Origin of the sequence: Syntrophotalea acetylenivorans, assembly GCF_001887775.1 — a bacterium.
GTDB classification, from domain to species: Bacteria; Desulfobacterota; Desulfuromonadia; order Desulfuromonadales; family Syntrophotaleaceae; genus Syntrophotalea_A; species Syntrophotalea_A acetylenivorans.
Genome location: NZ_CP015519.1, coordinates 788,880 through 815,515 on the forward strand (window position 1 = coordinate 788,880; position 26,636 = coordinate 815,515).

Here is a 26,636-nt window from a genome sequence, read left to right on the forward strand (position 1 = left end):
AACCCAGAAACCTGTTCTCACGCCCGCTCTTTCAGTCGCTCAAGCCGCAAAGACGCTAAGAAAAGCTTGTTATGATGTGTTTTGACTTTCTTTGCGCCTTTGAGGCTTTAGTGATCGGAGCGAACGAGCGTGATACAGTTTTTCACCTTTCAAGGTTGAGCACATTATTCATTTTACCTCTTCACCAGAACTCAAATCGATCCCCACCGTCGCCTCCAGCCTGGCGACGCTTCGCTCATGATCGGCCAAGGCGCGATGGTAGTCGACCTGATAGCGAAATAGAGTCATCAAACTGTCCAGTAAATTAAGAAAATCGACATCGCCGACCTGATAGGCCGCTAAACTCGCCTCGAAACTCTGTTCAGCCTGAGGGATAATGCCGGTCTGGTACAAATCCACCAGGTCGCGATTCTTTGTCATCTGTGCGTACTGATCGGTGATGGCAAAGGCCACCCGGTTAGAAAGTTCCTGATACTGCCGTTGTGCCAGGCGGATTCCAGAGTCGGCCTCGGCAACGGCAGCCTTCCTTTTCCCCTGCCAGAGAGGCAGATTGATGCTGACACCGGCACTGACAAAATCATCCCCTTCTACCGGGTCCCCTGGCACCTCCTCGCGCTGTCGATAGCCTGCAAAAATCTTGAAGTTCGGGTAATAATCGAGTTTGGCCAGCCTGCGCTGAGTCTTATAGCGATCGATTCCTGCCTGATAGGTTGTGAAAAGGGGCCGTTGGGTCAGAGCATGTCCCAACAACTGCTGCTGACTCGCCTGGACCATTGTCGGTTTCAGCACTTCCGGCGGTGCCAGCGGCGTTGAGGACGGACGGTTAAGCAGGCGATTGAACTCAGCCAGGGAACTGATTCGCTGTTGTTCGAGGTTAAAGAGTCTGTCCAGTAGCCTGGAGCGTTCCACCTGGGCCTTGAGCACATCCTGTTGGAGGCCTGTCCCTACGGCATAGCGGGTTTCCGTTAGCTGAATAAAGTCCCTCAAGATGTCGAGATTCAGCCGTGTGATGTCGATGGCCCGCTGCTGAAAATAAAGCAGAAACCAGGCATCCTTGACCTTTTGCACCAGTTGTCTTTTGGCTTCTTCGTACACTCCCTGTTGCCCTATTGCCTGGTATTCGGCCATCTCTCCTTGGGCGGCCAGTTTTCCGGGGAAGGGAAACATCTGAGACAGCTGGATCTCCTTGCCCGTCATGGGGGTTTCATCGCCGCCAAGGCTGTCGACAGGGTAATTCGACAGGACAAAGCTCAACTGCGGGTCCTCGAAACTGCGTGCTGGGCCTATCTTGTGCCGGGCCATCTGCCAGCGTGCTTCTGCGGCCTGCAAGTCGGGGTTGTTGTTCAAGGCCTCGTCAACATGTCGGGCCAAACGGGCCCTTGGGTTCGATCCTGGGTCAGTCGACTCCCCGGCAACAGCCTCTATCTGTTCCGGGACACCAATCAAAAGCAACAAAACGAACAGCAAACCAGCTAGAGAATCGGGGGCTTTAATCATATTCCTCCTCCTGCCTGTTCCGATTAGCATTCTTTCCGCTAATTATATCAACCAAACCCATTCACTGCCGGCAAGTGCCAAAAAACCTGGCCATGGCAGATTCACTTTATTAAAAGCAAGGCCTTGGGATGCAGGCAAAACAACTAGGGGCAATTTGGGGACAGATTGGTATTCAAGTCTAAAATTCGGCCAGCTCGGTTATTACCAGAACTACAGCCAGCCAATCTGGGTCGCCAAGACCGACAGACGCACCGGTCCCATGTCGCTCAATATCAGAGGAGGGGAAATCAGATCAGGAAGGAACACGTACGGAGAAATACGGGTGGTCCGGCCCCCGAAATAATAGAGTTCCGGACGAAAGAAGAAGGCAGGGGAAGGTTTTTTTGGGGTCGACTTGAAGTGACGGAAGAGACAATGAAATCCGCGGGGGATATATCATCGAACGGAGATTTGAAACCTGCAGTTAGCCGTTGCTGTTCAAATGACAGAACCTGAACATCGCATCGGTGCGTTAACTGCATGGTGCCATCTGGCGTTGCATGTCCATGGTCGGCAGGCTGGCAACAAGATGGGCGCTTTAGGTTGTCAGCCGTGTCGCAGCTGTGAACAATCGCCCCCCAAACACCAACGGGGGCGGATAAAGTCAGAAGCAACAGGTATGTCAACAGGCGCAACAGCATTTCTCACCAATTAAAAGGAAAAAGACTCAACTGCCCATCTCACTACTTGACTCTTTTGGTCAAGTTTAATTCAAGTACTACTGGCATGCAACATTTATAGTAAATTTTGTAACGAAGTCTCAGTTGATGCCACCCATCACATAATTCGGGAGCCATCAACCGAGTCTGGATCATTAACCGAACAACTCCGTCGACAGGTAGCGCTCCCCGGTATCGGGCAAAATGACAACGATCCGCTTGTCCTTCATCTCTTCCCGCTGGGCTAATTGCAGTGCGGCATGCACCGCAGCACCGGCAGAAATTCCGACCAGCAATCCTTCCGTTCGGGCCAGGTCGCGAGCGGTGGCAAAGGCCTGTTCCGCTTCGATCGTTACCACCTCGTCGATGATAGTCCGATTGAGCACTTCAGGTACAAACCCGGCGCCAATACCTTGCAATTTGTGTTGGCCGGGCACTCCGCCGGACAAAATAGCCGACTCTACAGGCTCCACTGCCACCATGCGAATCTGTGGATTACGCTCTTTCAGAGCTTCACCGATACCGGTAATAGTTCCACCGGTGCCGACTCCGGCCACAACAACATCTACCAGACCGTCAGTGTCGTTCCAGATCTCCTCGGCTGTGGTCCGGCGATGTACGGCCGGATTGGCCGGATTGCTGAACTGTTGAAGAATCACCGCATCGGGTGTCTTTGCGGCAAGTTCCATAGCCTCTTTAATAGCCCCTGTCATACCCTTGGTCCTGGGAGTCAACACGACCTTGGCACCATATTGCTTCAATAGATTCCGTCGCTCGACACTCATCGACTCGGGCATGGTCAGGATCAGCTTATAACCGCGGGCCGCTGCCACCAGCGCCAGTGCAAGGCCGGTATTTCCGCTAGTCGGCTCAATAATAACCGCCCCTTTTTTAAGCACGCCCCGGGATTCGGCATCCTCAATCATACTCAGGCCAATACGGTCCTTAACGCTGCCACCCGGGTTGAAATATTCCAGTTTGGCGAGGACTTCACCGTAGCCTTTGCTGTTGATGGTGCCGAGACGCACCAAAGGTGTTCCCCCGATGAGCTCGGTTACACTATCGTATATTTTCATAAACAACTCCCTGCAACTGCGTTTGAAACGGACAAATCAAAGTTGATGCTCTTGCAAAAAGGCATGAGATGTCTAAGCAAAAATTTCGGCATACAAGGCGTAGTGATTTTTCAGGGGCGACGGCATACAAACAGTATGTCAAATTCCTGAAAAAGCTCTGCAACGCTGTAAGGCGGACTTTTTGCGACGCCATCAAAGTTGTTTCAGCGCCTGATCAAGGTCGGCAATAATATCGTCCACATGCTCAAGCCCAACGGAAAGTCGAATAAAATCAGGTGTGACTCCACTCGCCAGTTGTTCCTCCGAAGAAAGCTGCTGATGGGTGGTAGAAGCCGGATGGATGACCAGCGACTTGGCATCGCCAATATTGGCAAGCAAGGAGTGAAGCTGCAGACTGTTGATAAAACGTTTACCTTCAGCAATGCCGCCATCCTTGATACCAAAACCGAGCAGCGCACTGTAGTGCCCATATTTAAAGGTCTTTTTCGCGATTTCATAAGACGGATGGTCGGGAAGTCCCGGATAATTCACCCATCCGACCTTGGGGTGGTTCTGTAGGAACTGTGCGACCTTAAGGGCGTTCTGGCTGTGTCGCTCCATGCGCAGAGGCAGTGTCTCCAGGCCCTGCAAAAACTGGAAGGCATTAAAGGGACTCAGTGCGGGGCCGACATCGCGCAACAACTGAACGCGGACCTTGATGATATAGGCGAGGTTACCGAGAGCTTCGAGAAAGTTGATGCCGTGGTAACTCGGATCGGGCTCCGACAGTTGTGGGAACTTTCCGTTGCCCCAATCAAAATCACCGCCGGAGACGATCACCCCGCCGATGGAGGTGCCGTGACCACCGATAAATTTAGTCGCGGAATGCACGACGATGTCGGCGCCATGAGCCAGGGGGTTAACCAGAAACGGCGAGGCAACAGTGTTATCGATCACCAGAGGCACTCCATTTTCATGGGCGATGGCCGCCACTGCAGCAATGTCCAGCGTGTCGAGCTTGGGGTTACCTAAAGTTTCGGCAAATACCGCTTTGGTCTTATCGTTAATGGCGCCGCGAAAATTTTCCGGATCGTCCGGATCAACGAAGCGCACTGTCACCCCCAACTGTGGCAGGGTGTAACGGAACAGGCTATAGGTGCCGCCATAAAGACTGGTCGAAGCCACGATCTCATCACCGGCATGGGCCAGGGTCAACAGCGCCAGGGAGATGGCCGACTGCCCTGAGGCCACCGCCAGGGCGGCTATCCCTCCTTCAAGGGCGGCAACACGCTTTTCCAACACATCGGTAGTCGGATTCATCAACCGGGTATAAATATTGCCAAATTCTTCCAGGCCGAAAAGCCGTGCGGCATGGTCGGCATCGTCGAATACGTAAGAGGTCGTTTGATAGATAGGAACAGCACGGGATTTGGTGGTCGGATCGACTTCCTGGCCGGCATGCAGAGCCAGAGTTTCGGCCCGATAGGTTGGTGAATCGCTCATGATATATAGTCCCCTTGGTTTAGTATGGCTGAATTATTTTGACAAAACGATTAATTATCTGACTCAACGGATCAACCTGTAGTCCTTAAAATGGGACGTCTTCCGTCTCCATAGCCAACAGATCAATATGCAATTTACGATTGCGCAACAGTTCCCCTTCGCCACTGATAATCTTGCAGACCTCGGCTACCTGGAAGCTGGCGGCTGCCCCCGGCGTAAAAGAAGGATTCCCGAGCTGTTTTTCCACACCAGGGGTTTCATCGGCATTACCGTAGAGCTTGCCGATAATCTCGTCGCCAGGGTACTGGGTGCTCACGTGACCGTACCAGCCGGCAATAGCCCCATGAACCAGAGGCACCTTCAATTCCCGACACACCACATCCAGTGCCTTTCGGGCCGCGACATTATCCACTGCATCAACCACCACATCGGCCCCGGCTACCAGATCGGCACCGTTATCGGCATCAAAGGCCTCCTGGATGGCCACCAGATTCAAAGCAGGATTGATGTCGTTAACCCTCGCCCTGGCCGTTTCGGCCTTCGACGCGCCCAACAGGCGTGGGGAGGACAGCAGTTGCCGATTAAGGTTATGTTCCTCGAATACATCGGGATCTATGGCGATAATCTTGCCGACCCCCAGCCGTGCCAACTGCTCAAGAATGTAACCACCGAGGCCACCACAGCCGATCACCGCCACAGAACTGCGAAAAAGCTTGTGTTGCTGTTCGGTGCTCAACATGTTGCGGTTGCGTTGATAACGCGCTGGAAGTAAGCCTGCTCCAAAGATAGCTTCCTCGACTTCCCCAAGACTCATGGAGAATTTTGCGGCAGCCTCAACCTGGAATTTCCAGGCGATCAGGTCCCCGCTTGCCTTGGCTGCAAAATACTCTTCCAATGTGCTCATCTCATCCTCCTCCCACCAGCGGAAATATGGACAGGGTGTCCCCGTCATGGAGTACCAGGTCCTTTTCGACGTGCCGGGAATTCAGCAAAATGGCTCCGAGTTGCTCCTCCGGCAGTTCTAGCTGTTCTATAATCTGAGCGATAGTCGTTTGCTCGGGATAACTGCACCGATCTTCTTTGAACCGGCCTTCCCGAAAAGTGGCAAATAATTTAACCGTTACCGTCATGACACCTCTCCTTCACCTTGCTCTGAAACTATACCTCTCTTTTTGTGCAACCATTGAGCACACGAATAAAACCACACTCTGCACGTATTTAGTATTTTTGTTTTTTAGTGTTTTTGTCAAGAATTATTTTTTTAGCTGCTTCCTGCACTAGAGCCTTTTCCACGACCAACGTTTTAAGAGTATTATCATACCGCAAATAATGCGGCCCCACACTATACGCACATAATTTTGTTTTTTTTGACCGGGATCAAGTTTTTTCTTGATCGTTTTGGTAGGGTTCTAAAACCTATTATTGAAATTACCGGCAGACAGAGGCTTTCCTGCCGAACTCGGCAATAACTGAAAACACAGGAAAGGATAAAATTATGGAGCGGAACAAAGTCCTCGAATGGCTGAAAACCGAAGACGAAGAGAAATTGCAGGAATTGTGGCAGGAAGCGGACCTGGTGCGGCAACAGCATGTCGGCAATGCGGTGCACTTGCGGGGATTACTGGAATTTTCCAACACCTGTTCTCGGGACTGTCACTATTGCGGACTACGGGCAGGCAATCGTAAAATCGAACGCTACCAAATGCCCGAAGAAGAGATAATAGCCTGCGTGCAAGAAGGAGCCGATTACAAATACGGCACCGTCGTACTGCAATCGGGAGAGGATTTATCACTGGATGTAGAGTGGATGGCTCAGTTAATTCGCCGAATTAAAAAAGAAACTCCCCTGGCCGTTACACTCAGTCTTGGCGAACGAAGTCGCGAGGAACTGGCCCTGTGGCGTGAGGCTGGTGCTGACCGTTACCTGCTACGGTTCGAAACCTCCAACGAGACCCTTTACCAGCGCATCCACCCTGCCCGCCCCGGTATCGACATCAACCGTATCGAGTTATTGAAAATCATCGGCGAGCTTGGCTATGAGGTTGGCAGCGGCGTCATGGTCGGGATCCCCGGCCAAACCTACGAAGATCTTGCGAACGACATAGAACTCTTTCGCACCCTCAATCTGGACATGATCGGAGTCGGCCCGTTCATCGCCCACCACGATACCATGCTCGGTCAGGCCGCCAAAAAAGAGGCGATCATATCGCCTAATCAGGTTCCCAACACCGAACTGATGACCTACAAGGCCATTGCCCTGACCCGCATAGCCTGTCCCCAGGCCAACATTCCAGCCACCTCGGCTTTGGCAACTCTCAATACACCGACGGGGCGCGAACTCGGTCTGTCCCGGGGTGCGAACATTGTAATGCCAAACCTGACGCCCAAAAAGTACCGGGCGTTATATGAAATATATCCGGCCAAAGCCTGTATTGATGAAACAGCTGCAGATTGCCGGGCTTGCATGCACGGTCGTATTCGTTCAATCGGCAGGGATGTAGGCACCGGTCGGGGTGACTCGGTAAACAAGCAGGCCAGCTGATAGATGTTTCGGCAATACCGTTTCTGAGGTTTTATGCTTCTCGCAATCAACAACGGGACCGCCCTTCGGCGGTCCCGTTGTTGATCTAACTATTTAAAACCCGAACTGTTTTCGGGATTATTTACCCATGGATGCATGTTAATCCCATGAAACAACTATTAAACAAGTCATTGAAACATCTTGTGTTTTATGGTATTTATCAAGTTCAAACAATCCAGAGGAGCCAGATGTGAGACTATCCACCAAAAGCCGTTACGGCCTGCGTGCCCTGTTCGATATGGCCTACAATGCCGGCAATCTACCGATTCAGGTTAAAGAAATATCCCGGCGGCAGAACATCTCCCCCCGCTACCTGGAGCAGATCTTTCAAAGCTTCAAAAAGGCCGGCATCCTGAAAAGCAAAAAAGGCCCTCAGGGCGGATATTTTCTGGCAAAGCGTCCTGAGGAAATTACCGTTCAGGATATTGTTCAGGCTGCCGAAGGTGATACTCTTCTGGTTAGTTGCACCTGTAAAGAAGAAGGCACACCAGTCTGCGATTTCAATGGTCAATGTGTTACGCAAACGGTTTGGCACGAAGCGACCGCCCTCCTGAACGAATATCTTTCCAGCCTGACTCTTAAAACTCTTTGCGAGCGGGGGCAGGCCATGGGCCTTAAGCGCGAATCCAACCATAAATTCATGTACTATATTTGAAAGCCTCTCGGCCTAATCGTGGGCCCATGGCCAAACCGCCTGATTGGCCCGTATTCCCACAACATTCGGCAAATGGCCTTACTGTTTATCCTTAAATTCTTGAATTCTGCCTCCAAACAGTCAATTTTCGTTTCAGTCCGTCAAACTTGACAGACTTCTCCTCCTTTTTACCATCCATCCTGCATGCGGCAGTCACCCTTGCAACAGAATGTTCTTTGGCCTGCGTCTTTAATCTTCCCTCCCGACCACAACCATTTTTCTGGAAATATATTTTGACCAGAGGATTCTTTCCGTTACTCTATAGTAACGTCTAGCAAAGCATGTTCTTATCGCCGGAGATTTCGGCATTTCTTACCCAACATTTAATTCTTGGAGGATTGTCCCCGATGAGCGACTGGAAACGTTTTCTTGCTGACCCGGTCATCGCCTATTTTTCCATGGAAATCGGCCTTAGCGCAGACATCCCAACCTACAGTGGCGGGCTTGGCATTCTCGCTGGCGACACCATCAAAGCTGCGGCCGACTTACAATTGCCCATGGTCGCTGTCACTCTGGCCAGCCGAAAAGGCTATTTTCACCAATCCATCGATAATCAGGGCTGGCAACAAGAATCGCCAAACGAATGGTCTCCGGAAGAGATTCTGGAGTTGATGCCGGTCAAAGCACTGATCTCTATCGAGAATCGCGACGTTAAAGTTCAAGCCTGGCTTAAACGGGTCAAAAGTCCTACTGGCGGCGAAGTTCCTGTGTTTTATCTCGATACGGATATTGAAGGCAATCAGGAACAGGATCGAACCATCACCGACCACCTCTATGGCGGAGACAACGAATACCGCCTCAAACAGGAGATCGTCCTAGGTATCGGCGGTGCCCGCATCCTTGCCGGGCTCGGATTTCGAATTCGCAAATATCATATGAACGAGGGCCACGCCAGCTTGCTGACCCTGGAACTGCTTAACCGCACCCGTCGCCCGGTGGAAGACACCTGGGACGAACGCAACTCCTGGGACCCGCGTAAAGTCCAACAGCAATGTGTCTTCACTACCCATACCCCGGTGACGGCCGGACATGACCGCTTCCCTTACGACCTGGTTCAGCGGATACTGGGAGACGATGTACCCCTCTTCCTGCTGAAGGAATTAGGCGGCAAGGACGAGCTCAACATGACCATGCTGGCATTGAATCTGAGTCGTTACGTCAACGGTGTGGCGAAAAAGCACGGCGAGGTCTCACAGGCCCTGTTCCCTGGTTTCGAGATTCACGCTATCACCAACGGTATTCATCCCTTCACATGGGCTTCGCCCCACATGGTCAAACTATTTTCCCGTTATTTCCCAAGTTGGGGCACCGAACCGGAATTGCTGGTCAGGGTCGATACCATTCCAGACCAGGAAATCTGGGAAGCCCATGCCGGGGCCAAAGCTATTTTATTTCAGTATGTGGCCGAAACGACAGGCATTCAGCTTGATCCGGAAATTCTTACCATCGGTTTTGCCCGCCGGGTTGCTACCTATAAACGAGGCAACCTTATTTTTTCCGATATAGAACGCCTGTTAAAGGTCGGCCGGAATAAAATTCAGTTGTTGTTTGCAGGCAAGGCTCATCCCCATGATCAACCGGGCAAAGAGATCATTCACACCATCATTGGCGAAATCGAAAAACTTCGTGGCCAGATCGAGGTTGTCTATCTGGAAAATTACGACATGCGATTAGCCAGTCTTCTAATCCCTGGCGTTGACCTCTGGCTTAACAATCCCATTCGTCCCCTTGAGGCTTCGGGAACCAGCGGTATGAAGGCCGCCCTCAACGGCGTTCCCAACTTTAGCGTATTGGACGGCTGGTGGATCGAAGGCCACATTGAAGGGATCACTGGTTGGTGCATCGGTCCACCGCCTCAAGGCAATTCGATCGATCAAAACCACACCGACGAAGATGTCCGCGACCTCTACGACAAATTGGAAAACATTATCTTGCCCCTCTACTACGAAAATCGGCCGGGCTGGATCCGAGTAATGAAAAATGCCATCGGAAAAAACGCCTACTATTTCAATACTCAATCAATGATGCGCCGCTACGTCAGCGAAGCTTACTTTCGTTAAAACCATGGAGGGCCGCCATTCAGGCGGCCCTTTTTCATGTCTGAATAGCCATTGTTGTTTTTAACTGCATCCTTTCACTACCTACCCCGCCCAAAACACATTCCTTAACAAAAGAACCTCCCCGCAGTATCAGTTTTTTCTTGACAACTTTACTCGACTTCTCGCATATTGAACGCGGTTTTCAATTTCACGTTCAAAAGGAGTCAGTATGAAATCGTTTGTCTGTCTGTTGACCGTCATGATGCTTGTTTTAACCACCTTGCCTGCTTTTTCTGCAGAAAAGAACGAGTTGGTTGTCTACTCGGCCCGAAAGGAGCACCTGATCAAGCCCCTGTTCGATGCCTACACCGATGCAACCGGGGTAAAAATCCGCTATATTACTGACAAAGCCGGACCTTTGCTGCAGCGCCTCAAGGCTGAAGGGGAACACACCCAGGCAGACCTGCTGATCACCGTAGATGCCGGCAACCTCTGGCATGCGGCCAATGAGGGGCTGCTCGAGCAGATCGATTCTTCCATCCTTAAAACCAATGTTCCCGAAGCCCTGCGCGATCCCCAGGGACGATGGTTCGGCCTATCCAAGAGATGCCGCACCATCGTCTACAGCACCGAACGGATCGATCCGGCCGAATTGACCACTTACGAGGCTCTGGGCGAAGAACAATGGAAAGGGCGCCTGCTGCTGCGCACAGCCAAAAAGGTCTACAATCAATCGCTGGTGGCGATGCTTATCGCTGAACATGGCGAAGCGAAAACCGAAAAGATCGTAAGATCCTGGGTGGCCAACCTGGCTGCTGCACCTTTTTCCAACGACACCAAAACCATGGAAGCGATCCTGGCCGGTCAGGGTGATGTCGCGGTGGTTAACACTTATTATTTCGGTCGCCTGCAAAAGAAAAATTCCGACTTAAAACTGGCATTGTTCTGGCCCAACCAAAAAACCAGCGGCGTGCACGTCAATGTTTCCGGTGCCGGTGTGGTTAAAGCCAGCAAAAACCAAGAGGCCGCCACCCGATTCCTCGAGTGGCTATCTTCGGCAGAGGCGCAGAACCTGTTTGCCGACGCCAATATGGAATACCCGGTCAACCCTGCGGTAAAAGCCAATGATCAGGTCGCGGCCTGGGGCGCCTTCAAGGGCAACGAAATGAATCTGGCCAAAGCCGGAGAGCTTCAGGCGGCAGCGATCAAGCTCATGGATCGGGCCGGTTATCGTTAAATAGAAAGCTCTTCAACTCGGGATAAACCCATGTCTTTAGCACCTTCCACCACGGCAGGGCCTCCCATCGCGGGGGCCCTGCGCCATCGTATTATGCGACTGAACGGTTGGCACTTTCTGGTGATAACCGTCGCCCTGCTGGTGCTGGCACCACTGGTGGTGGTAGGCGGCTCGTTTTTGCGGCCGCAACCGGAATTGTGGCAACATCTTTACCAGACCCTGCTGGTCGAGCTGCTCTGGAACACCCTGTGGCTGGTACTGGGAGTACCTGCCGGCACCTTGCTGCTCGGAGTCAGCCTGGCCTGGCTCACCGCGACCTGCGCCTTTCCCGGGCGCCGCTTTTTCTCCTGGGCCCTGTTGCTTCCCATGGCTATGCCGGCCTATGTCATGGCTTTCGTATTTCTCGGCTTGTTCGATTTTTCCGGGATAGTGCCGAGCCTGTTACGTTCCTGGTTCGGGCCGGCCATCCCGATTCCGGATATCCGTTCTGCCGCCGGAGTCATAACGGTTCTCTCCCTGTCCCTTTTCCCCTATGTTTATCTGCTGGCGCGCAACGCCTTTCTGACACAGGGAATACGAGCCCTCGAAGCGGCACAGTCCCTGGGCTGCAATCGCTGGCAGGGTTTTTTCAGGGTGGCCCTGCCCATGGCCCGGCCTTGGATCGCTGGTGGTGCCCTGCTGGTACTGATGGAAACCCTGGCCGATTTCGGCGCCGTCTCGGTCTTTAACTACGACACCTTAACCACCGCAATCTACAAGATGTGGTTCGGTTTTTTCTCCTTGGAGGGAGCAGCCCAGCTATCCTCCTTGCTGATCGTGATCGCCTTCGTTCTGCTGGTGGCTGAACAATGGCAACGGCGCCGCATGCGCTATACCCCCAGTGGTCGTACAGGCCATTCGGGAGAGCGCTTGCAGCTTACAGGATGGCGCGGCAGGCTGGCCTGCAGTTACTGTGGCCTGATATTACTGGTATCCTTCGGCTTGCCGGCGATGCAATTGCTGCTCTGGGCCTCAAGCAGCTTCGGCGAGGAATTCGACCGCCGCTATTTCGCTTGGCTCGGTCACTCGCTGTTGCTCGGCCTGCTCGGCGCCCTGTTGATCGCAGCGGTGGCTTTGATCCTGTCCTATGCCAGACGGCGTCAACCAGATCGTCTGACCAAGGTACTGGTGTGGATTTCGGGCCTCGGCTATGCCTTGCCAGGCAGCGTACTGGCAGTCGGCATCTACATCCCACTGGCCGGACTGGACAATATCCTGATCGATACATCGCGCCGCCTGTTCGGCACATCACCCGGAGCAATTTTCCGCGAATCGGTGGCCATCATGCTCCTGGCTTATCTGATTCGTTTCCTGGCCGTCGGCCACCAAGCGGTCGACAGCGCAATGCAGCGCATTCGTCCCAGTATCGACGAAGCCGCACGAATGCTCGGAACCGGAGGCCTTGCGCTGGTGCGCAAAATTCACCTGCCCATTGTCAGCAGCGGCCTGGCAACCGCGCTTACCCTGGCCTTTGTCGACATTATGAAGGAAATGCCCATCACCTTGATGACCCGGCCCTTTGGCTGGGATACCCTGGCCGTCAAGATATTTGAACTTACCTCAGAAGGTGAATGGGAAAGGGCCGCCATTCCTGCCCTGTTCCTGGTGGCGGCGGGACTGTTGCCAATTATGCTGCTGATTCGCAAAATGGATCGTTAATCTGGAACACCCAAACCTGCAAGAGACTTTGGATCAACGTTATTGCGAAGGACTTTTGACTATGGAACCCATGCTCAAACTTCATAACATCAGCCAGGCCTATGGACGGCAATCGGTGGTGCACCAACTTTCCATGGAATTGGAGGCCGGCCAGATCGGCTGCCTGCTGGGAGAAAGCGGATGCGGTAAAACCAGCGTACTGCGCACCATCGCCGGTTTCGAACCCCTGCTGGAGGGCGAGATTCACATCGCCGGACAACTGGCCAGCCGTGCCGACTGGACCCTGGCGGCAGATCAGCGCCGGGTGGGTATGGTATTTCAGGATTATGCCCTGTTCCCCCATCTGAGCATCTTCGACAATATCGCCTTTGGCCTGAAGGGCACGCCGAAAAAACCTGTCGCCGAACGAGTATCCAACCTGCTCGAAACCATGGGCCTGGCGAATGTTCAGGAACGATTTCCCCACGAGCTTTCCGGAGGCCAACAACAACGAGTAGCCCTGGCAAGAGCTCTGGCGCCTCAGCCACAGTTGCTTTTGCTGGACGAACCCTTTTCCAACCTCGATGTCACCTTGCGCGAGCACCTCTCGCTGGAAGTGCGCGATATCCTAAAAGCTCAAGGCACCACCGCTTTGATGGTCACCCACAACCAGCATGAAGCCTTTGCCATGGCCGATCTGGTCGGGGTGATGAGATCTGGAGAAATTCAGCAGTGGGATACGGCTTTCAACCTGTATCACCATCCGGCTAATCCTTATGTAGCTGATTTTGTCGGCGAGGGGGTGCTTCTTCCGGGCATCGTCGGCACCGACTGCCACGTAGAAACGGAATTGGGCATACTGTATGGTCAGTGTTGCATCGAACTGCCGACTGGCACACCGGTCAATGTCCTGATCCGTCCCGAGGATATTCTCTACGACGCGGCATTGGAACCGAATGCCGAAGTTGTTCAGCGCAACTTCCGCGGACCGAACATTCTCTATACCCTGGGTATGGCAAATAACACCCGACTGCAGATGTTGATGCCCAGTACCTGCGACCACCATCCGGGAACCCGAATCGGTATCCGTGCGGAAGTCCAGCATCTGGTTCTATTTCCTGCGCGTTAACTTTTCGCAGCGTCTTCAATTCATACTCGAAGGCTATTCGTTGGTCATTATCCAATGTTGCGATGAAACGGTTGACGCCTTTTAAATCAGTCGATAAAATGCCTGCCATCTCTTATCCGTAGCAAAGGACGGTCATGCATATACTCGATATTTTTGCCGCCAACCCCACCACCTTTTCTTTTGAGTTCTTTCCACCCAAAACGGATAAGGCAGCGAACCGCCTCTACGAGACAATCCGCCAGTTGGAACCCCTGAAGCCGCATTTCACTTCGGTGACCTACGGCGCCGGCGGCACAACTCGCGAGAGGACCCACGAGCTGGTAATGCGGATCCATGAACAAACCCAACTCGACCCCATTCCTCATCTGACCTGTGTTGGCAGTCCGGCAGAAGAAATCGAACAGATCCTTACCTGTTATGCCAAGGCCGGAGTGAGCAATATTCTTGCCTTGGCCGGTGATCCGCCCCCCGATAAACCGAACTACGATCGCTCGCAGGACGCTTTTCCACAGGCCGCTGATCTGGTGCGCTACATTCGCCAGTTCAATGAGCGAGGGCTGCATCCCGACCCACGAGGGTTCGGGATCGGAGTAGCGGGTTTTCCGGAAGGACATCCCGGGACCCCTAATCGCCTGTTGGAAATGGATTACCTCAAGGCCAAGGTCGACGAAGGGGCCGACTACATCTGCACCCAGCTGTTTTTCGACAATCGCGACTTTTACGACTTCCGGGAGCGCTGCCTGCTCGCCGGCATCACCGTACCCATCATCGCCGGCGTGATGCCCATCGCCTCGGTCGAGGGCATGAAGCGCATGGCCGACCTGGCCGGGGGCACCCGTTTTCCAGCTGCCCTGCTGCGCTCGGTGCAACGTTGCCAGGACGATCCCGAAGCCGTGCGTAATATCGGCATTCACTGGGCCACCGAACAGTGCCGTGACCTACTGGATAATCAGGTGCGAGGCATTCACTTCTACACCCTTAACAACTCCGATGCCACCAAGCTGATCTTCCTTCGCCTCGGCCTTAAAACCCAGCAAAAAACTGCCTGACAAAATGTTTATCAAGCGGTGTCAACGTTTCGGCCATATTAGGGAAGCCCGCCTGGTTAGCCAAGTCTACTGGAAGCCCTTCCTACCGGTGCTTTTTCGACTATCTCACCAGCTTTAGATAATCTCTCAACCACCGCAACCAACTTGAGAAAAATATAAGACGGCCCAACCTGCGGGATGCAGGTTGGGCCCGTTCCATATCGTTTATCCTTCCAGGCACGAATTGAAATTATGACCCTATTTTTTCGGTTTCGTTCCTTTATCGCACTCCTACTAAGGCTTTGTAAAATATCAGTCGTGGGGGAGAACTTCCTCTTGACTCCTTTTACCCACTAGAATCTTTTCGTCCACGCTACGCAGGTGCAGGTCCCGCTGCGGGAATGGAATCTGTACTCCTTCTTCGCGAAATCTCCGATCAACATATTGTCCCAGCTCACTCCTGACCTGCAGGCGCTTAGTGACATCCCCCATCCAGGCGCGCAACTCGAAATCAAGGGAGCTATCGCCGAATCCGACGAAAATCGGACTCGGGGGAGGATCATCAAGAACATCGGGATGTTTTTGGGCGGCCTCCTGAAGAACTTCAAGAACCAGCGGCACATCGCTGCCATAGGCGACCCCTACCGGGACGACGGCCCGAGCCACAGAACTGCTTAGGGTCCAGTTAGTTACGGTTTCGGAGATCAATTGAGAGTTGGGAACAATGACTTCCGCCCGATCCCAGGTTTCCATGATGGTTGATCGCAGACCGATCTTCTTGATCGTCCCCCATTCGCCGGCAAGAACGACGACATCTCCTACCTTGACCGGCCGCTCGAAGAGAAGGATTAGGCCGCTTATGAAGTTATTGACGATGTTCTGCAAGCCGAAGCCGATACCTATGCCGAAGGCCCCGGCCACCACAGCAAAGGCTTTGAGGTCCATTCCCGCGAGGCTAATTGCTATCAAAAATCCGATCAGGACCAGAACGTAGTGAAGAAGTTTTTTGATGGAGTCCCTGACCCCGCGATCAAGCTTTTTGCCTGGAAAAAACTGCGTTTCCAGTAGAGCCTGAAGAAACCAGGAAACTACAAGCGAAAGATACAAGGCGATAACGACCAACAGGCCCATTTTCACGGTCAGGGCGGTTTCTCCTAAACTGACCTCCCACCCCAATAAGGCTTCCCACCCCTGGCCCGGCGAATCGTAGAGGCCCCATACTGCAAGAAGGTAGAAAAAGACATAGATCACGACCAAGGTGCTGAAAAGCCCCTTTAGGTGATCGGCAAGCTTATCGCCATAACGGCGAAAAAATTTAAAATGGCGAAGAAACTCAAGGCTATTAAGGTAATCGATGCTGCCCCTTCCCAGGCGAACACCCATGGCTGTCAAAAGACCTAAAAAAACAGTTTGGATGGAGGAATCCATCAATCGCGACGACAGAGTGCTGTAACCGGCAAATTGAGAAACAAAAGAAACGGAAAGGATTACCACCCCCATCCTGAGTGCCAAGGTAAAACCACCCAACCTCCCCTCCTTGGCGCGCTGATTAATGGAAGCGAGTACCAGCAGCAAGGGGATACCGGCCAGTGACAAAAGAGCCAGATAAAGACGATAGACCGGTTGGGGCAACGAGACAATTTGCAGTCCCAGGGAGAGGATTGCAATAAAGGCCAATAAGCAGACCATGAATATCTTGCGGGGATTTCTTAACAAACTGGCCGTCAGTATAGCTGCAGAGGAGACCGCCAGCCCCCATAAGAAAAGGCGCCACAAAGAGGGCGGATTGCTATATAGGGGACCGAAAGTAGCGACGGCCACGAAAATCCCCGTAGCCAAAGGGTGGCGCAAGATAAATTGCCACTCTTCAGCGACCTCAGCCCTTGCCCGGTGCCTATGAATAAACACCGCTAAGGCCAAAGCCAAAACAACCTGTAGGACAAAAACCCAGCCCTGCTCCTGAAAGAAACCGGGGTTGAACGATAGTTCTGAGGCCACCCGGGTTCTCGCTGTGTCCCATAGTTCAGCGTTAAATTGCTGGTAATATAGCCCAGAAGCAAAGGAGTGGGCGGTTTTCTTAAACGTTTGCTGACGCAGTTCACTAAGGGTTGATTCAACCCGATTGAGAATCTCAAAGTTATTTTTCTGTACATCCGTCGCATCCTTTTGCATGGATACCAGAGGCGGAGAGGCTTCGCTGACACTTTCCAGAACTTGTTTGGTGATGGATTGAGCGTCCTTAAATGCCTGCTTAGAAACCTGTTGTTGCGCCCCGCTTAATTCCACTTCCCATTTTTCCCAGAAGGATCTTTTCGCCTTCCATTCCTGACTAAGGCCGTCCAGATCCCCTAGCCGGGCCGACAAAACCTCCAACAGTTTTTGGAGTGCGTTTTTTTGTTCCGTTAATCGGTAACGTTCGTCCTGAAGACTTTCAAAGCTCCAGGTCGTCAAGTCACCCAGTTTTGCAATTTGTTGTTCCAGCTCTTCCTGGTTTTGACCGATAGTTTCGAGCTGAGCCGCAAATGATTTCGTATCCGCAATAGCCGTGATTCGGATTTGTATGGCGCTTGCTTGATCTTCCAATTCGGCAAGTCTGGGGATAAGCTCAGCCAGGCCGGGGAAAGGGACCTTGTCTGGCGGTGGGACGACTTGTTCTTGAGCGACAAGAGGAGAAACAAGTCCCAGCAACAGTAATAAGCAGCACAATAGATATTTCACAACACCTCCCAGGTACATAGATAAACTTTCGCCTTACTCTTTCGTAACGTGGGTCGTGCCAAACGCACAACTCCCATCTTCTCTTGCTCTTGCCACTGTTTTAAGCTCAGCTCGCACTTTCGGCAAGCTTTCAGGAAAATTCTTTTGCAGAAAGGCCAGGAGTTTCTCTCGAACCTCGCAGCGAAGATCCCATGCCATGGAGGAATCGGGAGCGCTCATCAATGCACGGAATTCCACGGTTGTTGCCGTGGCATTGGTCGCTTGCAGCTTCCAAACTTTGCCGTCCCAATTTTCTGACCCAGCCAGAATCCGCTGTAACTCATTTCTGAGGGCCTCAACTGGCACGGTGTAATCGGCGTGGAGGAAAACCGACCCAAGAAGGTCGGCAGAAACCCGCGTCCAGTTCTGGAAAGGCTTTTCCAAGAAATAAGTGACGGGAAGGATAATCCGGCGCAAATCCCAGATTCGGACTACCACATAGGTCAAGGTAATCTCTTCGATCCGGCCCCATTCGCCCTCTACGATCACCACGTCGTCGATACGGATCGGTTGGGTAATGGCGATCTGAAGGCCTGCCAGAAGAGTTCCGAGGCTGCGCTGAGCGGCGAAGCCGACGATGATCCCGATCACTCCCGCCGAAGCCAGAAGGCTGGTGCCCAGTTGTCGAATATTTTCAAAGATCATCATCATGCACGCTGCCGCTATAACACAGATGACAACCAGGGTTATTTTGACCAGTACATTAATCTGGGTGTGAACTGCCCGGGCCTTCAGATTGTCCCGGGCTGTGACATCGTATCGGCTAAGAACCAGGTCGCGAAAGATGAATACGGTGCTCCCAAGGAGCCAGGCAACACTGGCAATAAAACCGAGGCTGAAAATGCGTCGGCATACCATCACGGTCTCTTCTGGAAACTGCAGGGCAGGTGCGATCAACAGGATGGAAAGCAGGGGGATGACCAGACCGGCGGGAGCGCGCAAATGCTTCAACAAGGTTACACTCAGGTTTTGCCTGCTATCTACCGCCCGACACTGAAGTAATCGGAAAACAAGAAAATGAATTATTCGCCCAATGATGGCCGCCGCCAAAAGCCAGCAGACAGAAAACAAAATGTGATCCCAGCTTTGACTGTCTTCAAACAGCATACGCCAATTCATTTACCCACCCCGATGAAGTCCAAAACAGTAGCCACCCTAAAAAAATGACTCGAAATGAACAATGGTAAGGCCTCCTTGTTTTTGTCTAAATATGGCTTTTCGCTGAAAGTTGTTAGTTTCAGCCTTTTTCAAAAACCCTGACTTCAGGATAATTTCTGACAATTATAGGCTAAATGCAATGGAGTGCTAAATGAAATCACAAAAAAACAGTGCAAAATTAGGCACAAAAGATTATATAGTGTCGCAAGAGGAAATTTTGTCATACTTTCAAACAATTAGCTAAGGCTCCTTGATGGATAAAGTTCTTATAGGCTGGCGGGAATGGGTATCATTGCCGGAGCTGAATATTCCCAGAATTAAGGCCAAAATTGATACCGGGGCCAGAACCTCGGCATTGCATGCTTTCTTCGTTGAACCTTTTGAAGAAGACGGCATTGAGATGGTGCGTTTCGGCGTACACCCTCTGCAGAAACGCCTCGACATTGAGGTGATCTGTGAGTACCCGGTAAAGGACTATCGTCAGGTCAGTGATTCCGGTGGGCACAAGGAAATGCGCTACGTAATTGAGACGACGGTTCAACTGGGGGAAAAATCCTGGCCCATTGAAATGACCCTGACCAACCGCGACAGCATGAAGTTTCGGATGCTGATCGGCCGGACGGCAATGCACAACCTTGCGGTACTTCCAGACCAATCGTATCTATTCGGACGGCCCACCACTCAAACTGCCAAATGAAAGGGAAGAAGAGATGAGAATTGCCATTCTCTCCAGAAACCCCAAACTCTATTCCACGCGCCGGTTGGTTGAAGCCGGCACGGCGCTGGGTCACGAAATCAAAGTCGTAGACCCGCTTCTTTGTTACATGACCATCGCCAGCCAGCGCCCAACAATCCACTACAAAGGGGAAGAGCTGATTGGGGTCGATGCTATTATTCCGCGGATTGGCGCGTCCATCACTTTTTACGGCACGGCTGTGGTACGTCAGTTCGAAATGATGGGGATTTATAGTGTCAATGAGTCGGTTGCCATCAGTCGCTCCCGTGACAAGCTGCGCAGTCTGCAGTTGCTGGCCCGTAAAGGCATTGGTCTGCCTGTGACGGGTTTTGCTCACTCAACAAAATACACCAACGATTTAATGGACCTTGCCGGCGGAGCGCCACTGGTCATTAAATTGCTGGAAGGCACCCAGGGAATCGGCGTCGTTCTGGCAGAGACTAGCAAGGCTGCTGAAAGTGTTATTGAAGCTTTTCGTGGTTTAAAGGAAAACATCCTGGTTCAGGAATTTATCCAAGAGGCTGATGGAGCCGATATCCGTTGTCTTGTCATCGGCGACAAGGTCGTGGCCGCCATGAAACGCCAAGGGAAAGAGGGTGAATTCCGCTCCAACCTGCACCGGGGTGGCCAGGCAAGTATTGCCCGACTAACCCCCGAGGAACGTTCAACGGCAACCCGTGCCGCCCGCATCATGGGTTTGAATATCGCGGGAGTCGATCTGTTGCGTTCTAACCATGGCCCGGTTGTCATGGAAGTCAACTCCTCCCCGGGCCTGGAAGGAATCGAAACCGCTACGGGGAAGGATGTTGCCGCCATGATCATCCAATTTATTGAAAAACAAGCCAGGCCCGGTCGGACCAAAACCCGAGGAAAAGGATGAAAAGCGCAAAACCCTTCGAGTTTGGTGGCGTCACGGTAAACCCTGGCAGCCGTGCGACTATCGCATTGCCCATGGCGCGCCTGTATACAAGTAACGAAATGACCCTGCCGGTTCAAGTTGTCCATGGTCGAAGCAGCGGACCGGTTCTTTTTGTCAGCGCTGCCGTTCATGGTGATGAGATCAATGGTGTAGAAATCGTCCGGCGTCTTTTAATTAGCCGTTCGCTTAAAAATTTGCGAGGGACGTTGTTGGCGGTTCCTGTTGCCAACCCCTTTGGATTTATCCAGCGATCCCGCTACCTACCGGATCGCCGTGATTTGAATCGCTCCTTTCCCGGCAAGGTAAAAGGCTCTTTGGCAGGACGCTTAGCACATCTGTTCATGACGGAAATCGGCAGTCGCTGTGATTTTGGCATTGACCTGCATACCGGATCTAATTTCCGTAGCAACTTGCCGCAGATTCGCGCTTGTTTGGACGATGCAAAAACCATTGAACTCGCTTCAGCCTTTGGTGCGCCCATCGTGGTCCCCAGTGAGTTACGGGAAGGGTCATTGCGGGAAGCGGTTGCTGCCCTCGGAAAACCGGTATTGGTTTTCGAAGGTGGCGAAGCTTTATATTTCAACGAGTCCGTTATTCGTACCGGCTTGCGTGGCATTCTCAAGTTAATGCGACATACGGGAATGCTGGCGGCGGATAAACGGGCAAAATACCGGGAGCCCATTATCACAGACCGCACCAGTTGGGTCCGGGCGAATATGAGCGGAACCTTTTCGCTTAAAGTAAAATTGGGAGGCTTGATCAAAAAGGGGAATTTGCTCGGGGTTCTGAGTGATCCCTTTGGCGATGATCGCGAAGAAGTTATTGCACCATTTACAGGGGTGGTGATTGGCCAACTGAATCTACCCTTGGCCCACGAAGGGGACGCGCTGATTCATCTGGCAAAAGTCCCCGACCATGATGAGGCCGAAGAAGTTTTGGACGAATACACATCAACATTAACCGAAGAAGATTTCGGTCTTGAACGATAATGTTTTTGCTCCCGGTGAATTGCCTCGAGTTTCATAACCACACCCAATCCATGCTAATGCGGTCCAGGTTTTTGTTTCAGAACGTTTCCTGGCGATTGCTGGTAGTTTTTCGTCCTGAAGTTTAATGCAGTAATGCCTCCAGCGTTCCCGCCAAAGCCGTAAAGACGTTGTAACTTGGCAAAACTCCTTCTCGAATGCCATCCAGCAATTGACGGTAGCTTGCCAGACGGGTTGGCCGATCAGCGAAAAAGGCGCTTTGATCGCCGGCATTCTTGTTCCAGACGGCCAACGGCAAAGTAAAACCTAGTTCAGCGACCTTATCCAAGAGTGTACGGCGAGCCAAACGATCCCAGGGACTGCTGACCGGCACCTGCTGAAGACGTTGCTCTAAAGTTGCCAGTTCAAGGCCAGCTCTCACCTCTGCATAAAGCTTGGCGGCATCGGCCAGGTCCTGACCGGTTTTGTTCATAAGAGACACCACGGGCAGAAAATGACGAAGCTGAGGCAACAGAACCACCTGCCACGCGTAGTCGTCGTTAATCCCCGCCTCGCGCAAACGTTTTTGTTCCCCCTCGATCTCAAGCCGCGTAGCTTCAGGCAATAATTGCTTTTGAATGGCGGTAAAGCTCTTTAAATCATTGGCCAGGCGACCCAGTAACGGTTCGGCAGGCTCAATCTCCATGTCCTGCAGCAAACTCCAGCGACTCAAAGCCTCTAGACAGGACTCCAACCGATGCAGCAAACCATACTGTTCAACAGGTGGCAAACGGTTGTCGAGATCAGCTATCTGCCGCCGTAATGCTCTCCCCCCCAGCAACAGATCAAAGGTCAGATAAGCCGAGACGAGTTCAGCGGTGGTCGCCCCTGTCTCTTCTGTCAGGCGATGTATAAAGGTGCAACCGGCCTGATTGATCAAAGAATTCGTTAAGACGGTGGCCGCAATCTCAGAAGCCAAGGGATGAGTGACTAAAAGACCGGAAAAGCGGTCCTGCAGCACTTGGGGGAAATATTTAACCAGACACTGTTGACCGACCGATTGCTGCGGCAGAGTGCTTTGCAGCAATTTATGTTTTAAATACATCTTGCTGTAGGCCAACACCGCCGAAAGTTCGGGCCTGGTCAGCGACTTAAATCCACGGTTCTGCAACTTCTCCACCGTCGGCAAGGTTTCGTTCTGTCGGTCGAGAAGTCCGCTGTTCACCAGATGCTCAATCAGTGCCATGAAGGGGGCAGGATCATCCTCACAGCGATGTTTATCGAGGCTAAGGCACAAGCCCTGGCCGTAGCAATCCGCCAGGACCGAGTCGCTTACCGCCTCAGTAAGATCTTCCAGCAATCGATCCCGTTCTTCGCGGCAACCAAGAACCCCTTGCTCTTGTAATTGAAGCAACAGTATCTTGATATTAACCTCACGATCGGAACAGGCGACGCCACCGGCATTATCTATACCGTCGGTATTAATTCGCCCGCCGGCCAACGCGTAATCGATCCGGGCCTGTTGAGTAAAACCGAGGTTTCCGCCCTCCCCCACCACAGGTACCTGAAGTTGCTGGGCATCGACCCGCACACCGTCGTTGATGCGATCACTCACCTGCTGATGAGTTTCGCTACCACTTTTGACATAGGTGCCGATGCCACCGTTCCACAACAAGTCGACAGGTGCTGTCAGCAACAAACGGATCAAACCGGGGCCGTCCGTTGAAGCATGGGAGACTCCCAGCCATGTCCGCATTTCATCGGAAAGGGGAATGTCCTTCGCATCCCGGGAAAAAACTCCTCCCCCTGGCGAAATGAGATCAGGATTGTATTCATCCCAACCCAGACGCAAATTGAAAAGTCGCTGCCGCTCGGCAAAAGAACGCACTGTATCGGGGTCGGGGTCGATAAAAATATGCTGATGGTTGAAAGCTCCAAGCAAGCGGATTTGCTGAGAACGCAACATGCCATTTCCGAATACGTCCCCTCCCATATCGCCGATACCTATCACCGTTATCGGCTGCCGTTGAATATCAATCCCCATTTCGCGAAAATGGCGTTGAACGCTGACCCAGGCCCCCCGCGCGGTGATACCCAATTTTTTATGATCATAGCCGTGAGAACCGCCACTGGCAAAAGCATCGCCCAGCCAATAGTGATATTTCTCGGCGATGGCATTGGCCGTATCCGGCAAATGAGAGGTCCCCTTATCGGCTGCGACCACCAGATAAGGATCCTCGCCATCGTAAACAACCACCCCCGGAGGATGCACCACCTTCCCGCCGACCCGGTTATCCGTTACATCGAGCAAGGCCTTCATAAAGTCGCGGTAAGCAATTTCAGACAGAGCGGCCCCTTCGTTTCGATCGATGAAAGGAGTTTTAACCCGGAAGCCGCCCTTTGACCCGGTGGGCACAATAAGCGCATTCTTGGTCATCTGGGTCTTCATCAATCCCAGAATTTCGTTGCGCAGATCGAGCCGATCCGACCAACGAATACCACCCCGGGCAATATTTCCGCCGCGCAGATGAATGCCTTCCATAGTGGCGCTATGAACATATATTTCAAATCGCGACCGGGGATGGTCCAGATCCAGAATTCCCAGAGTATCCAATTTAATGGCCAAGGGATGTTGTTGAGACTCGGAACAGAAAAAATTGGTCCTAACCGTGGCGTCGATAAGATTGAATAGCGAACGCAGAATGCGATCCTGATTAATATCCGTAACTTGCTTAAGAGCGACAGTCAGCTCATACCGCAGGGGCGGCAGCAGAAGCTCTTCTTTTTCTAAGGCTGCCTCGGCATCGGCCCCGTTGAAAAATCGAGCCGTAAAGTACCGGTTAAGCAGCAAAACAACTTGCGGATTATCAACCAGCGCTGCCATCAACCGGGCCTGGCCGTACGGACCACCCAACTGAATGTAATAATGAATGTAACAACGGAACACATCGATCTGCCGCCATGAAAGTCCACAACTCAATAGCAGGCGGTGCAATGGATCATTGGCCACCAATTGCCTACGCACAGCCTGTAGAGCAAAGAGGAGTAGTTCGCGGACTTCATGGCTCAGGGGCTCCCGGTTCTCTTCGTAGCGGCGCACCGTAAAACTTTTGATGAAGACCACTCGCCCTTCGGCGGCCACCTCAAAGTCCATTTCTTCGACCACCGCCAAACCGAAATTTTCCAGGATCGGCATCAACTCATTGAGATAGGTTTCCTGCAGGCTGTAAAACTGCAGCCGGCAAAAACCCTTTAAAGCGACGAAGGGCCCCCACAGGGCAAAATGTTCCTGACCATCGGTTAAAAGCTGCTCAATAGACTTGAGGTCGCGCAGGGCAAAACGGGGATGAACCAAAGTAAGATATTCGCGACAAAAAGCGGTCTGATACCGGCGCCACAGCTTACCCCCCTCAGACAACCCATAATCCTTTTCCAGCAATTGACGCAACTTGCTGTGCCAGGGTTGACCGATGCGACTTAAGCCTCGCTGCAAGCGAGACAGATCCAGACGTACTTCGCTCTGAGGAGGCGCCAGGGCCACATGCAGGGTTACATAATCGGAAAGAATCTGCATCACCCGCACATCGACGGCATCGCTATGGCAGCAGCGCCGCAAATATTGTTCCATCCGCCTCAAACTGTCACGACTATGAAATTCACGGGGCATCATCACCACCAGAGTCAGGCCTTCAACCGCAAGACTAGGTACTGCGACGACTCGAACCGTTTCATATCGATAGAGGATAGTGAAGGAACGAACCACCTGCTGCAGCTCGGCCTGGGTCATAAAAAACAGCTCAACTTTGGGAAAGGAATCGAGCAGTTCAAAGGTTTTGCGATAGTCGTGACTATCGGTGCGAATTGACAGGTCATGCAAAGCACTGGCAATGCGTCGACGTAAAGCCGGAACATCACTACTCTGTTGCAAACTGGCCTGTCGCGTAAATACACCAAGAAAGGCGTGTTCGCACCAGCTATTAGCACCCGGTTCCCGTAGACCAATATAAAAAAGCTTTTCATCCCAGTGAAAAGGACTCGGCCGCTCGGTATGAGCGACCACTACCGGCCCACTGCGCAGCAGTTGCTCTCCAAACCGGAGCTCCGTATCCACGGCCTCCCGATCTTCACAACAGGCTAACTCCCGCCAGTGAGTAGTCATGCCAAGAGCCGATCCGGGCTCCTGACAAATCCAAACCTTTTCCTGATCGTCGCGCCGAACCTCAATGGCACGATAGGACACAGGCTGAAAGTTGCCTTCATGCAACCATTTCCAGAAATGATGAAACTGTTGCTTGGAAGCGATACCGGCAAGGTGGGCCAGTTGCTTTTCCATGACACTGCGGTCTTCTTCAAGCAGCTGCATGGCATACAGTTGTTCCTGAACCCTCACCAACAAAGGACCAAGTTGTTTTTCAACAACCCCCTTGAGGGCTATCAGGATAAAAGAATCAGCTTGGGCGTTATGGCCTCTCCCCGCGGAAAGGCGTCTGCCTTTGGCACTCATTCTAGTATGCAAAACGGGATGAGCGAAAACCCGAAAACGAACTTCACGGCGCTTAAGAAGGGTCTGGATGGAATCGAACAAAAAAGGAACGTCAGGAGCACAGATCAAAAGCAGCATCTGACCAGACACCCCTGAAGGCAGAATCCGGGCCTCGCCTCGCTCGGGGCGGACCTCGATAAAATGTAAAAACTGTTTAAGCAGCTCGGCTAATTCAGGGGGAGAAAGCCCTTCAACCAGGGCGGGCGAAGCATGATCTTTAAAAGCTTTGATCAATTGTTTCAGACGGCGCAAGGTATCGCGAGTTGTATCCTGACCAAGCAGATTAAAAGCAAGATCAAGTTGCTCAGCCAGTTGCGCCCTGAGGTTGACACCGGTCTGCACCTGTATTTTCATTACATTTCACTTTCGATGGACATCAGGAAGGCAAGAACTACAAGTAATCCCTCGAACAGAACCTGT

The 26,636-nt window shown here is 52.3% G+C and carries 18 protein-coding genes; 10 read left to right on the top strand and 8 right to left on the bottom strand.

Features of this window, described 5'->3' with window-relative positions; genetic code table 11:
* Window positions 1-168 precede the first annotated feature (168 nt).
* The 5 genes from A7E78_RS03630 to A7E78_RS03650 all read right to left on the bottom strand — a co-directional run bounded on the left by A7E78_RS03630 (window position 169) and on the right by A7E78_RS03650 (window position 5,883).
* A complete protein-coding gene (locus tag A7E78_RS03630) occupies window positions 169-1,497 on the bottom strand; it encodes a TolC family protein (protein ID WP_072282956.1) in 1,329 nt (442 codons plus the stop codon).
* Window positions 1,498-2,350: 853 nt separating this feature from the next.
* Entirely contained in the window at window positions 2,351-3,271 is a 921-nt protein-coding gene (cysK, locus tag A7E78_RS03635; RefSeq protein WP_072282957.1) for a cysteine synthase A, read from the bottom strand.
* Window positions 3,272-3,463: 192 nt separating this feature from the next.
* Window positions 3,464-4,753: an O-acetylhomoserine aminocarboxypropyltransferase/cysteine synthase family protein gene (locus A7E78_RS03640; RefSeq protein WP_072282958.1), complete on the bottom strand. Its 1,290-nt coding sequence runs from the start codon at window positions 4,751-4,753 to the stop codon at window positions 3,464-3,466.
* Between the two features lie 85 nt (window positions 4,754-4,838).
* On the bottom strand, window positions 4,839-5,657 hold the full coding sequence (locus tag A7E78_RS03645; RefSeq protein WP_083552645.1) for a HesA/MoeB/ThiF family protein: 819 nt from the start codon (window positions 5,655-5,657) through the stop codon (window positions 4,839-4,841).
* 1 nt (window position 5,658) lies between these two features.
* Window positions 5,659-5,883, bottom strand: a complete 225-nt coding sequence (locus A7E78_RS03650; protein ID WP_072282959.1) for a MoaD/ThiS family protein — start codon at window positions 5,881-5,883, stop codon at window positions 5,659-5,661.
* A 335-nt stretch (window positions 5,884-6,218) separates the two neighbouring features.
* Between A7E78_RS03650 and hydE the strand changes: the two genes are divergently transcribed.
* The 7 genes from hydE (at window position 6,219) to metF (ending at window position 15,159) form a co-directional block, all read left to right on the top strand.
* A complete protein-coding gene (hydE, locus tag A7E78_RS03655) occupies window positions 6,219-7,295 on the top strand; it encodes a [FeFe] hydrogenase H-cluster radical SAM maturase HydE (protein WP_418361399.1) in 1,077 nt (358 codons plus the stop codon).
* Between the two features lie 229 nt (window positions 7,296-7,524).
* A complete protein-coding gene (locus A7E78_RS03660) occupies window positions 7,525-7,989 on the top strand; it encodes an RrF2 family transcriptional regulator (protein ID WP_072282961.1) in 465 nt (154 codons plus the stop codon).
* 386 nt (window positions 7,990-8,375) lie between these two features.
* A complete protein-coding gene (gene glgP, locus A7E78_RS03665; RefSeq protein WP_072282962.1) occupies window positions 8,376-10,088 on the top strand; it encodes an alpha-glucan family phosphorylase in 1,713 nt (570 codons plus the stop codon).
* 208 nt (window positions 10,089-10,296) lie between these two features.
* Window positions 10,297-11,304, top strand: coding sequence for an extracellular solute-binding protein (locus A7E78_RS03670; RefSeq protein ID WP_072282963.1), 1,008 nt, complete (start codon window positions 10,297-10,299; stop codon window positions 11,302-11,304).
* Between the two features lie 30 nt (window positions 11,305-11,334).
* Window positions 11,335-13,002, top strand: a complete 1,668-nt coding sequence (locus A7E78_RS03675; RefSeq protein ID WP_083552647.1) for an ABC transporter permease — start codon at window positions 11,335-11,337, stop codon at window positions 13,000-13,002.
* A 61-nt stretch (window positions 13,003-13,063) separates the two neighbouring features.
* The gene (locus A7E78_RS03680) at window positions 13,064-14,110 is read left to right on the top strand and encodes an ABC transporter ATP-binding protein (RefSeq protein WP_072282964.1); all 1,047 of its coding nucleotides are present in this window, start codon (window positions 13,064-13,066) and stop codon (window positions 14,108-14,110) included.
* 134 nt (window positions 14,111-14,244) lie between these two features.
* Window positions 14,245-15,159, top strand: coding sequence for a methylenetetrahydrofolate reductase [NAD(P)H] (metF, locus tag A7E78_RS03685; protein ID WP_072282965.1), 915 nt, complete (start codon window positions 14,245-14,247; stop codon window positions 15,157-15,159).
* Window positions 15,160-15,450: 291 nt separating this feature from the next.
* Here the strand turns inward: metF and A7E78_RS03690 are convergent, their stop codons facing one another.
* Together A7E78_RS03690 and A7E78_RS03695 are read right to left on the bottom strand one after the other, a co-directional pair.
* A complete protein-coding gene (locus A7E78_RS03690; RefSeq protein ID WP_158516064.1) occupies window positions 15,451-17,856 on the bottom strand; it encodes a mechanosensitive ion channel family protein in 2,406 nt (801 codons plus the stop codon).
* A 33-nt stretch (window positions 17,857-17,889) separates the two neighbouring features.
* Complete coding sequence (locus A7E78_RS03695; RefSeq protein WP_072282967.1) at window positions 17,890-19,014, bottom strand: mechanosensitive ion channel family protein; 1,125 nt, start codon at window positions 19,012-19,014, stop codon at window positions 17,890-17,892.
* A gap of 292 nt (window positions 19,015-19,306) precedes the next feature.
* Here A7E78_RS03695 and A7E78_RS03700 point away from each other — a divergent pair, with 292 nt between their 5' ends.
* The 3 genes from A7E78_RS03700 to A7E78_RS03710 are packed head-to-tail and all read left to right on the top strand — an operon-like array spanning window position 19,307 to window position 21,697.
* Window positions 19,307-19,750 (top strand): ATP-dependent zinc protease family protein, encoded by a 444-nt coding sequence (locus tag A7E78_RS03700; protein ID WP_072282968.1) that lies wholly within the window; start codon window positions 19,307-19,309, stop codon window positions 19,748-19,750.
* A 13-nt stretch (window positions 19,751-19,763) separates the two neighbouring features.
* On the top strand, window positions 19,764-20,669 hold the full coding sequence (gene rimK / locus A7E78_RS03705; protein WP_072282969.1) for a 30S ribosomal protein S6--L-glutamate ligase: 906 nt from the start codon (window positions 19,764-19,766) through the stop codon (window positions 20,667-20,669).
* Window positions 20,666-21,697: a succinylglutamate desuccinylase/aspartoacylase family protein gene (locus A7E78_RS03710; RefSeq protein ID WP_072282970.1), complete on the top strand. Its 1,032-nt coding sequence runs from the start codon at window positions 20,666-20,668 to the stop codon at window positions 21,695-21,697. The genes rimK and A7E78_RS03710 overlap by 4 nt, the downstream gene beginning before the upstream one ends.
* Before the next feature lie 121 nt (window positions 21,698-21,818).
* Here the strand turns inward: A7E78_RS03710 and A7E78_RS03715 are convergent, their stop codons facing one another.
* Window positions 21,819-26,570, bottom strand: coding sequence for an NAD-glutamate dehydrogenase domain-containing protein (locus A7E78_RS03715; RefSeq protein ID WP_083552650.1), 4,752 nt, complete (start codon window positions 26,568-26,570; stop codon window positions 21,819-21,821).
* Between the last annotated feature and the right edge of the window lie 66 nt (window positions 26,571-26,636).

Bases quoted from the DNA above. Each gene is read 5' to 3' on its own strand.
- A7E78_RS03630 (WP_072282956.1), bottom strand. From the start codon at position 1,497: ATGATTAAAGCCCCCGATTCTCTAGCTGGTTTGCTGTTCGTTTTGTTG.
- cysK (WP_072282957.1), bottom strand. From the start codon at position 3,271: ATGAAAATATACGATAGTGTAACCGAGCTCATCGGGGGAACACCTTTG.
- A7E78_RS03640 (WP_072282958.1), bottom strand. From the start codon at position 4,753: ATGAGCGATTCACCAACCTATCGGGCCGAAACTCTGGCTCTGCATGCC.
- A7E78_RS03645 (WP_083552645.1), bottom strand. From the start codon at position 5,657: ATGAGCACATTGGAAGAGTATTTTGCAGCCAAGGCAAGCGGGGACCTG.
- A7E78_RS03650 (WP_072282959.1), bottom strand. From the start codon at position 5,883: ATGACGGTAACGGTTAAATTATTTGCCACTTTTCGGGAAGGCCGGTTC.
- glgP (WP_072282962.1), top strand. From the start codon at position 8,376: ATGAGCGACTGGAAACGTTTTCTTGCTGACCCGGTCATCGCCTATTTT.
- A7E78_RS03670 (WP_072282963.1), top strand. From the start codon at position 10,297: ATGAAATCGTTTGTCTGTCTGTTGACCGTCATGATGCTTGTTTTAACC.
- A7E78_RS03675 (WP_083552647.1), top strand. From the start codon at position 11,335: ATGTCTTTAGCACCTTCCACCACGGCAGGGCCTCCCATCGCGGGGGCC.
- A7E78_RS03680 (WP_072282964.1), top strand. From the start codon at position 13,064: ATGGAACCCATGCTCAAACTTCATAACATCAGCCAGGCCTATGGACGG.
- metF (WP_072282965.1), top strand. From the start codon at position 14,245: ATGCATATACTCGATATTTTTGCCGCCAACCCCACCACCTTTTCTTTT.
- A7E78_RS03695 (WP_072282967.1), bottom strand. From the start codon at position 19,014: ATGAATTGGCGTATGCTGTTTGAAGACAGTCAAAGCTGGGATCACATT.
- A7E78_RS03700 (WP_072282968.1), top strand. From the start codon at position 19,307: ATGGATAAAGTTCTTATAGGCTGGCGGGAATGGGTATCATTGCCGGAG.
- rimK (WP_072282969.1), top strand. From the start codon at position 19,764: ATGAGAATTGCCATTCTCTCCAGAAACCCCAAACTCTATTCCACGCGC.
- A7E78_RS03710 (WP_072282970.1), top strand. From the start codon at position 20,666: ATGAAAAGCGCAAAACCCTTCGAGTTTGGTGGCGTCACGGTAAACCCT.
- A7E78_RS03715 (WP_083552650.1), bottom strand. From the start codon at position 26,570: ATGAAAATACAGGTGCAGACCGGTGTCAACCTCAGGGCGCAACTGGCT.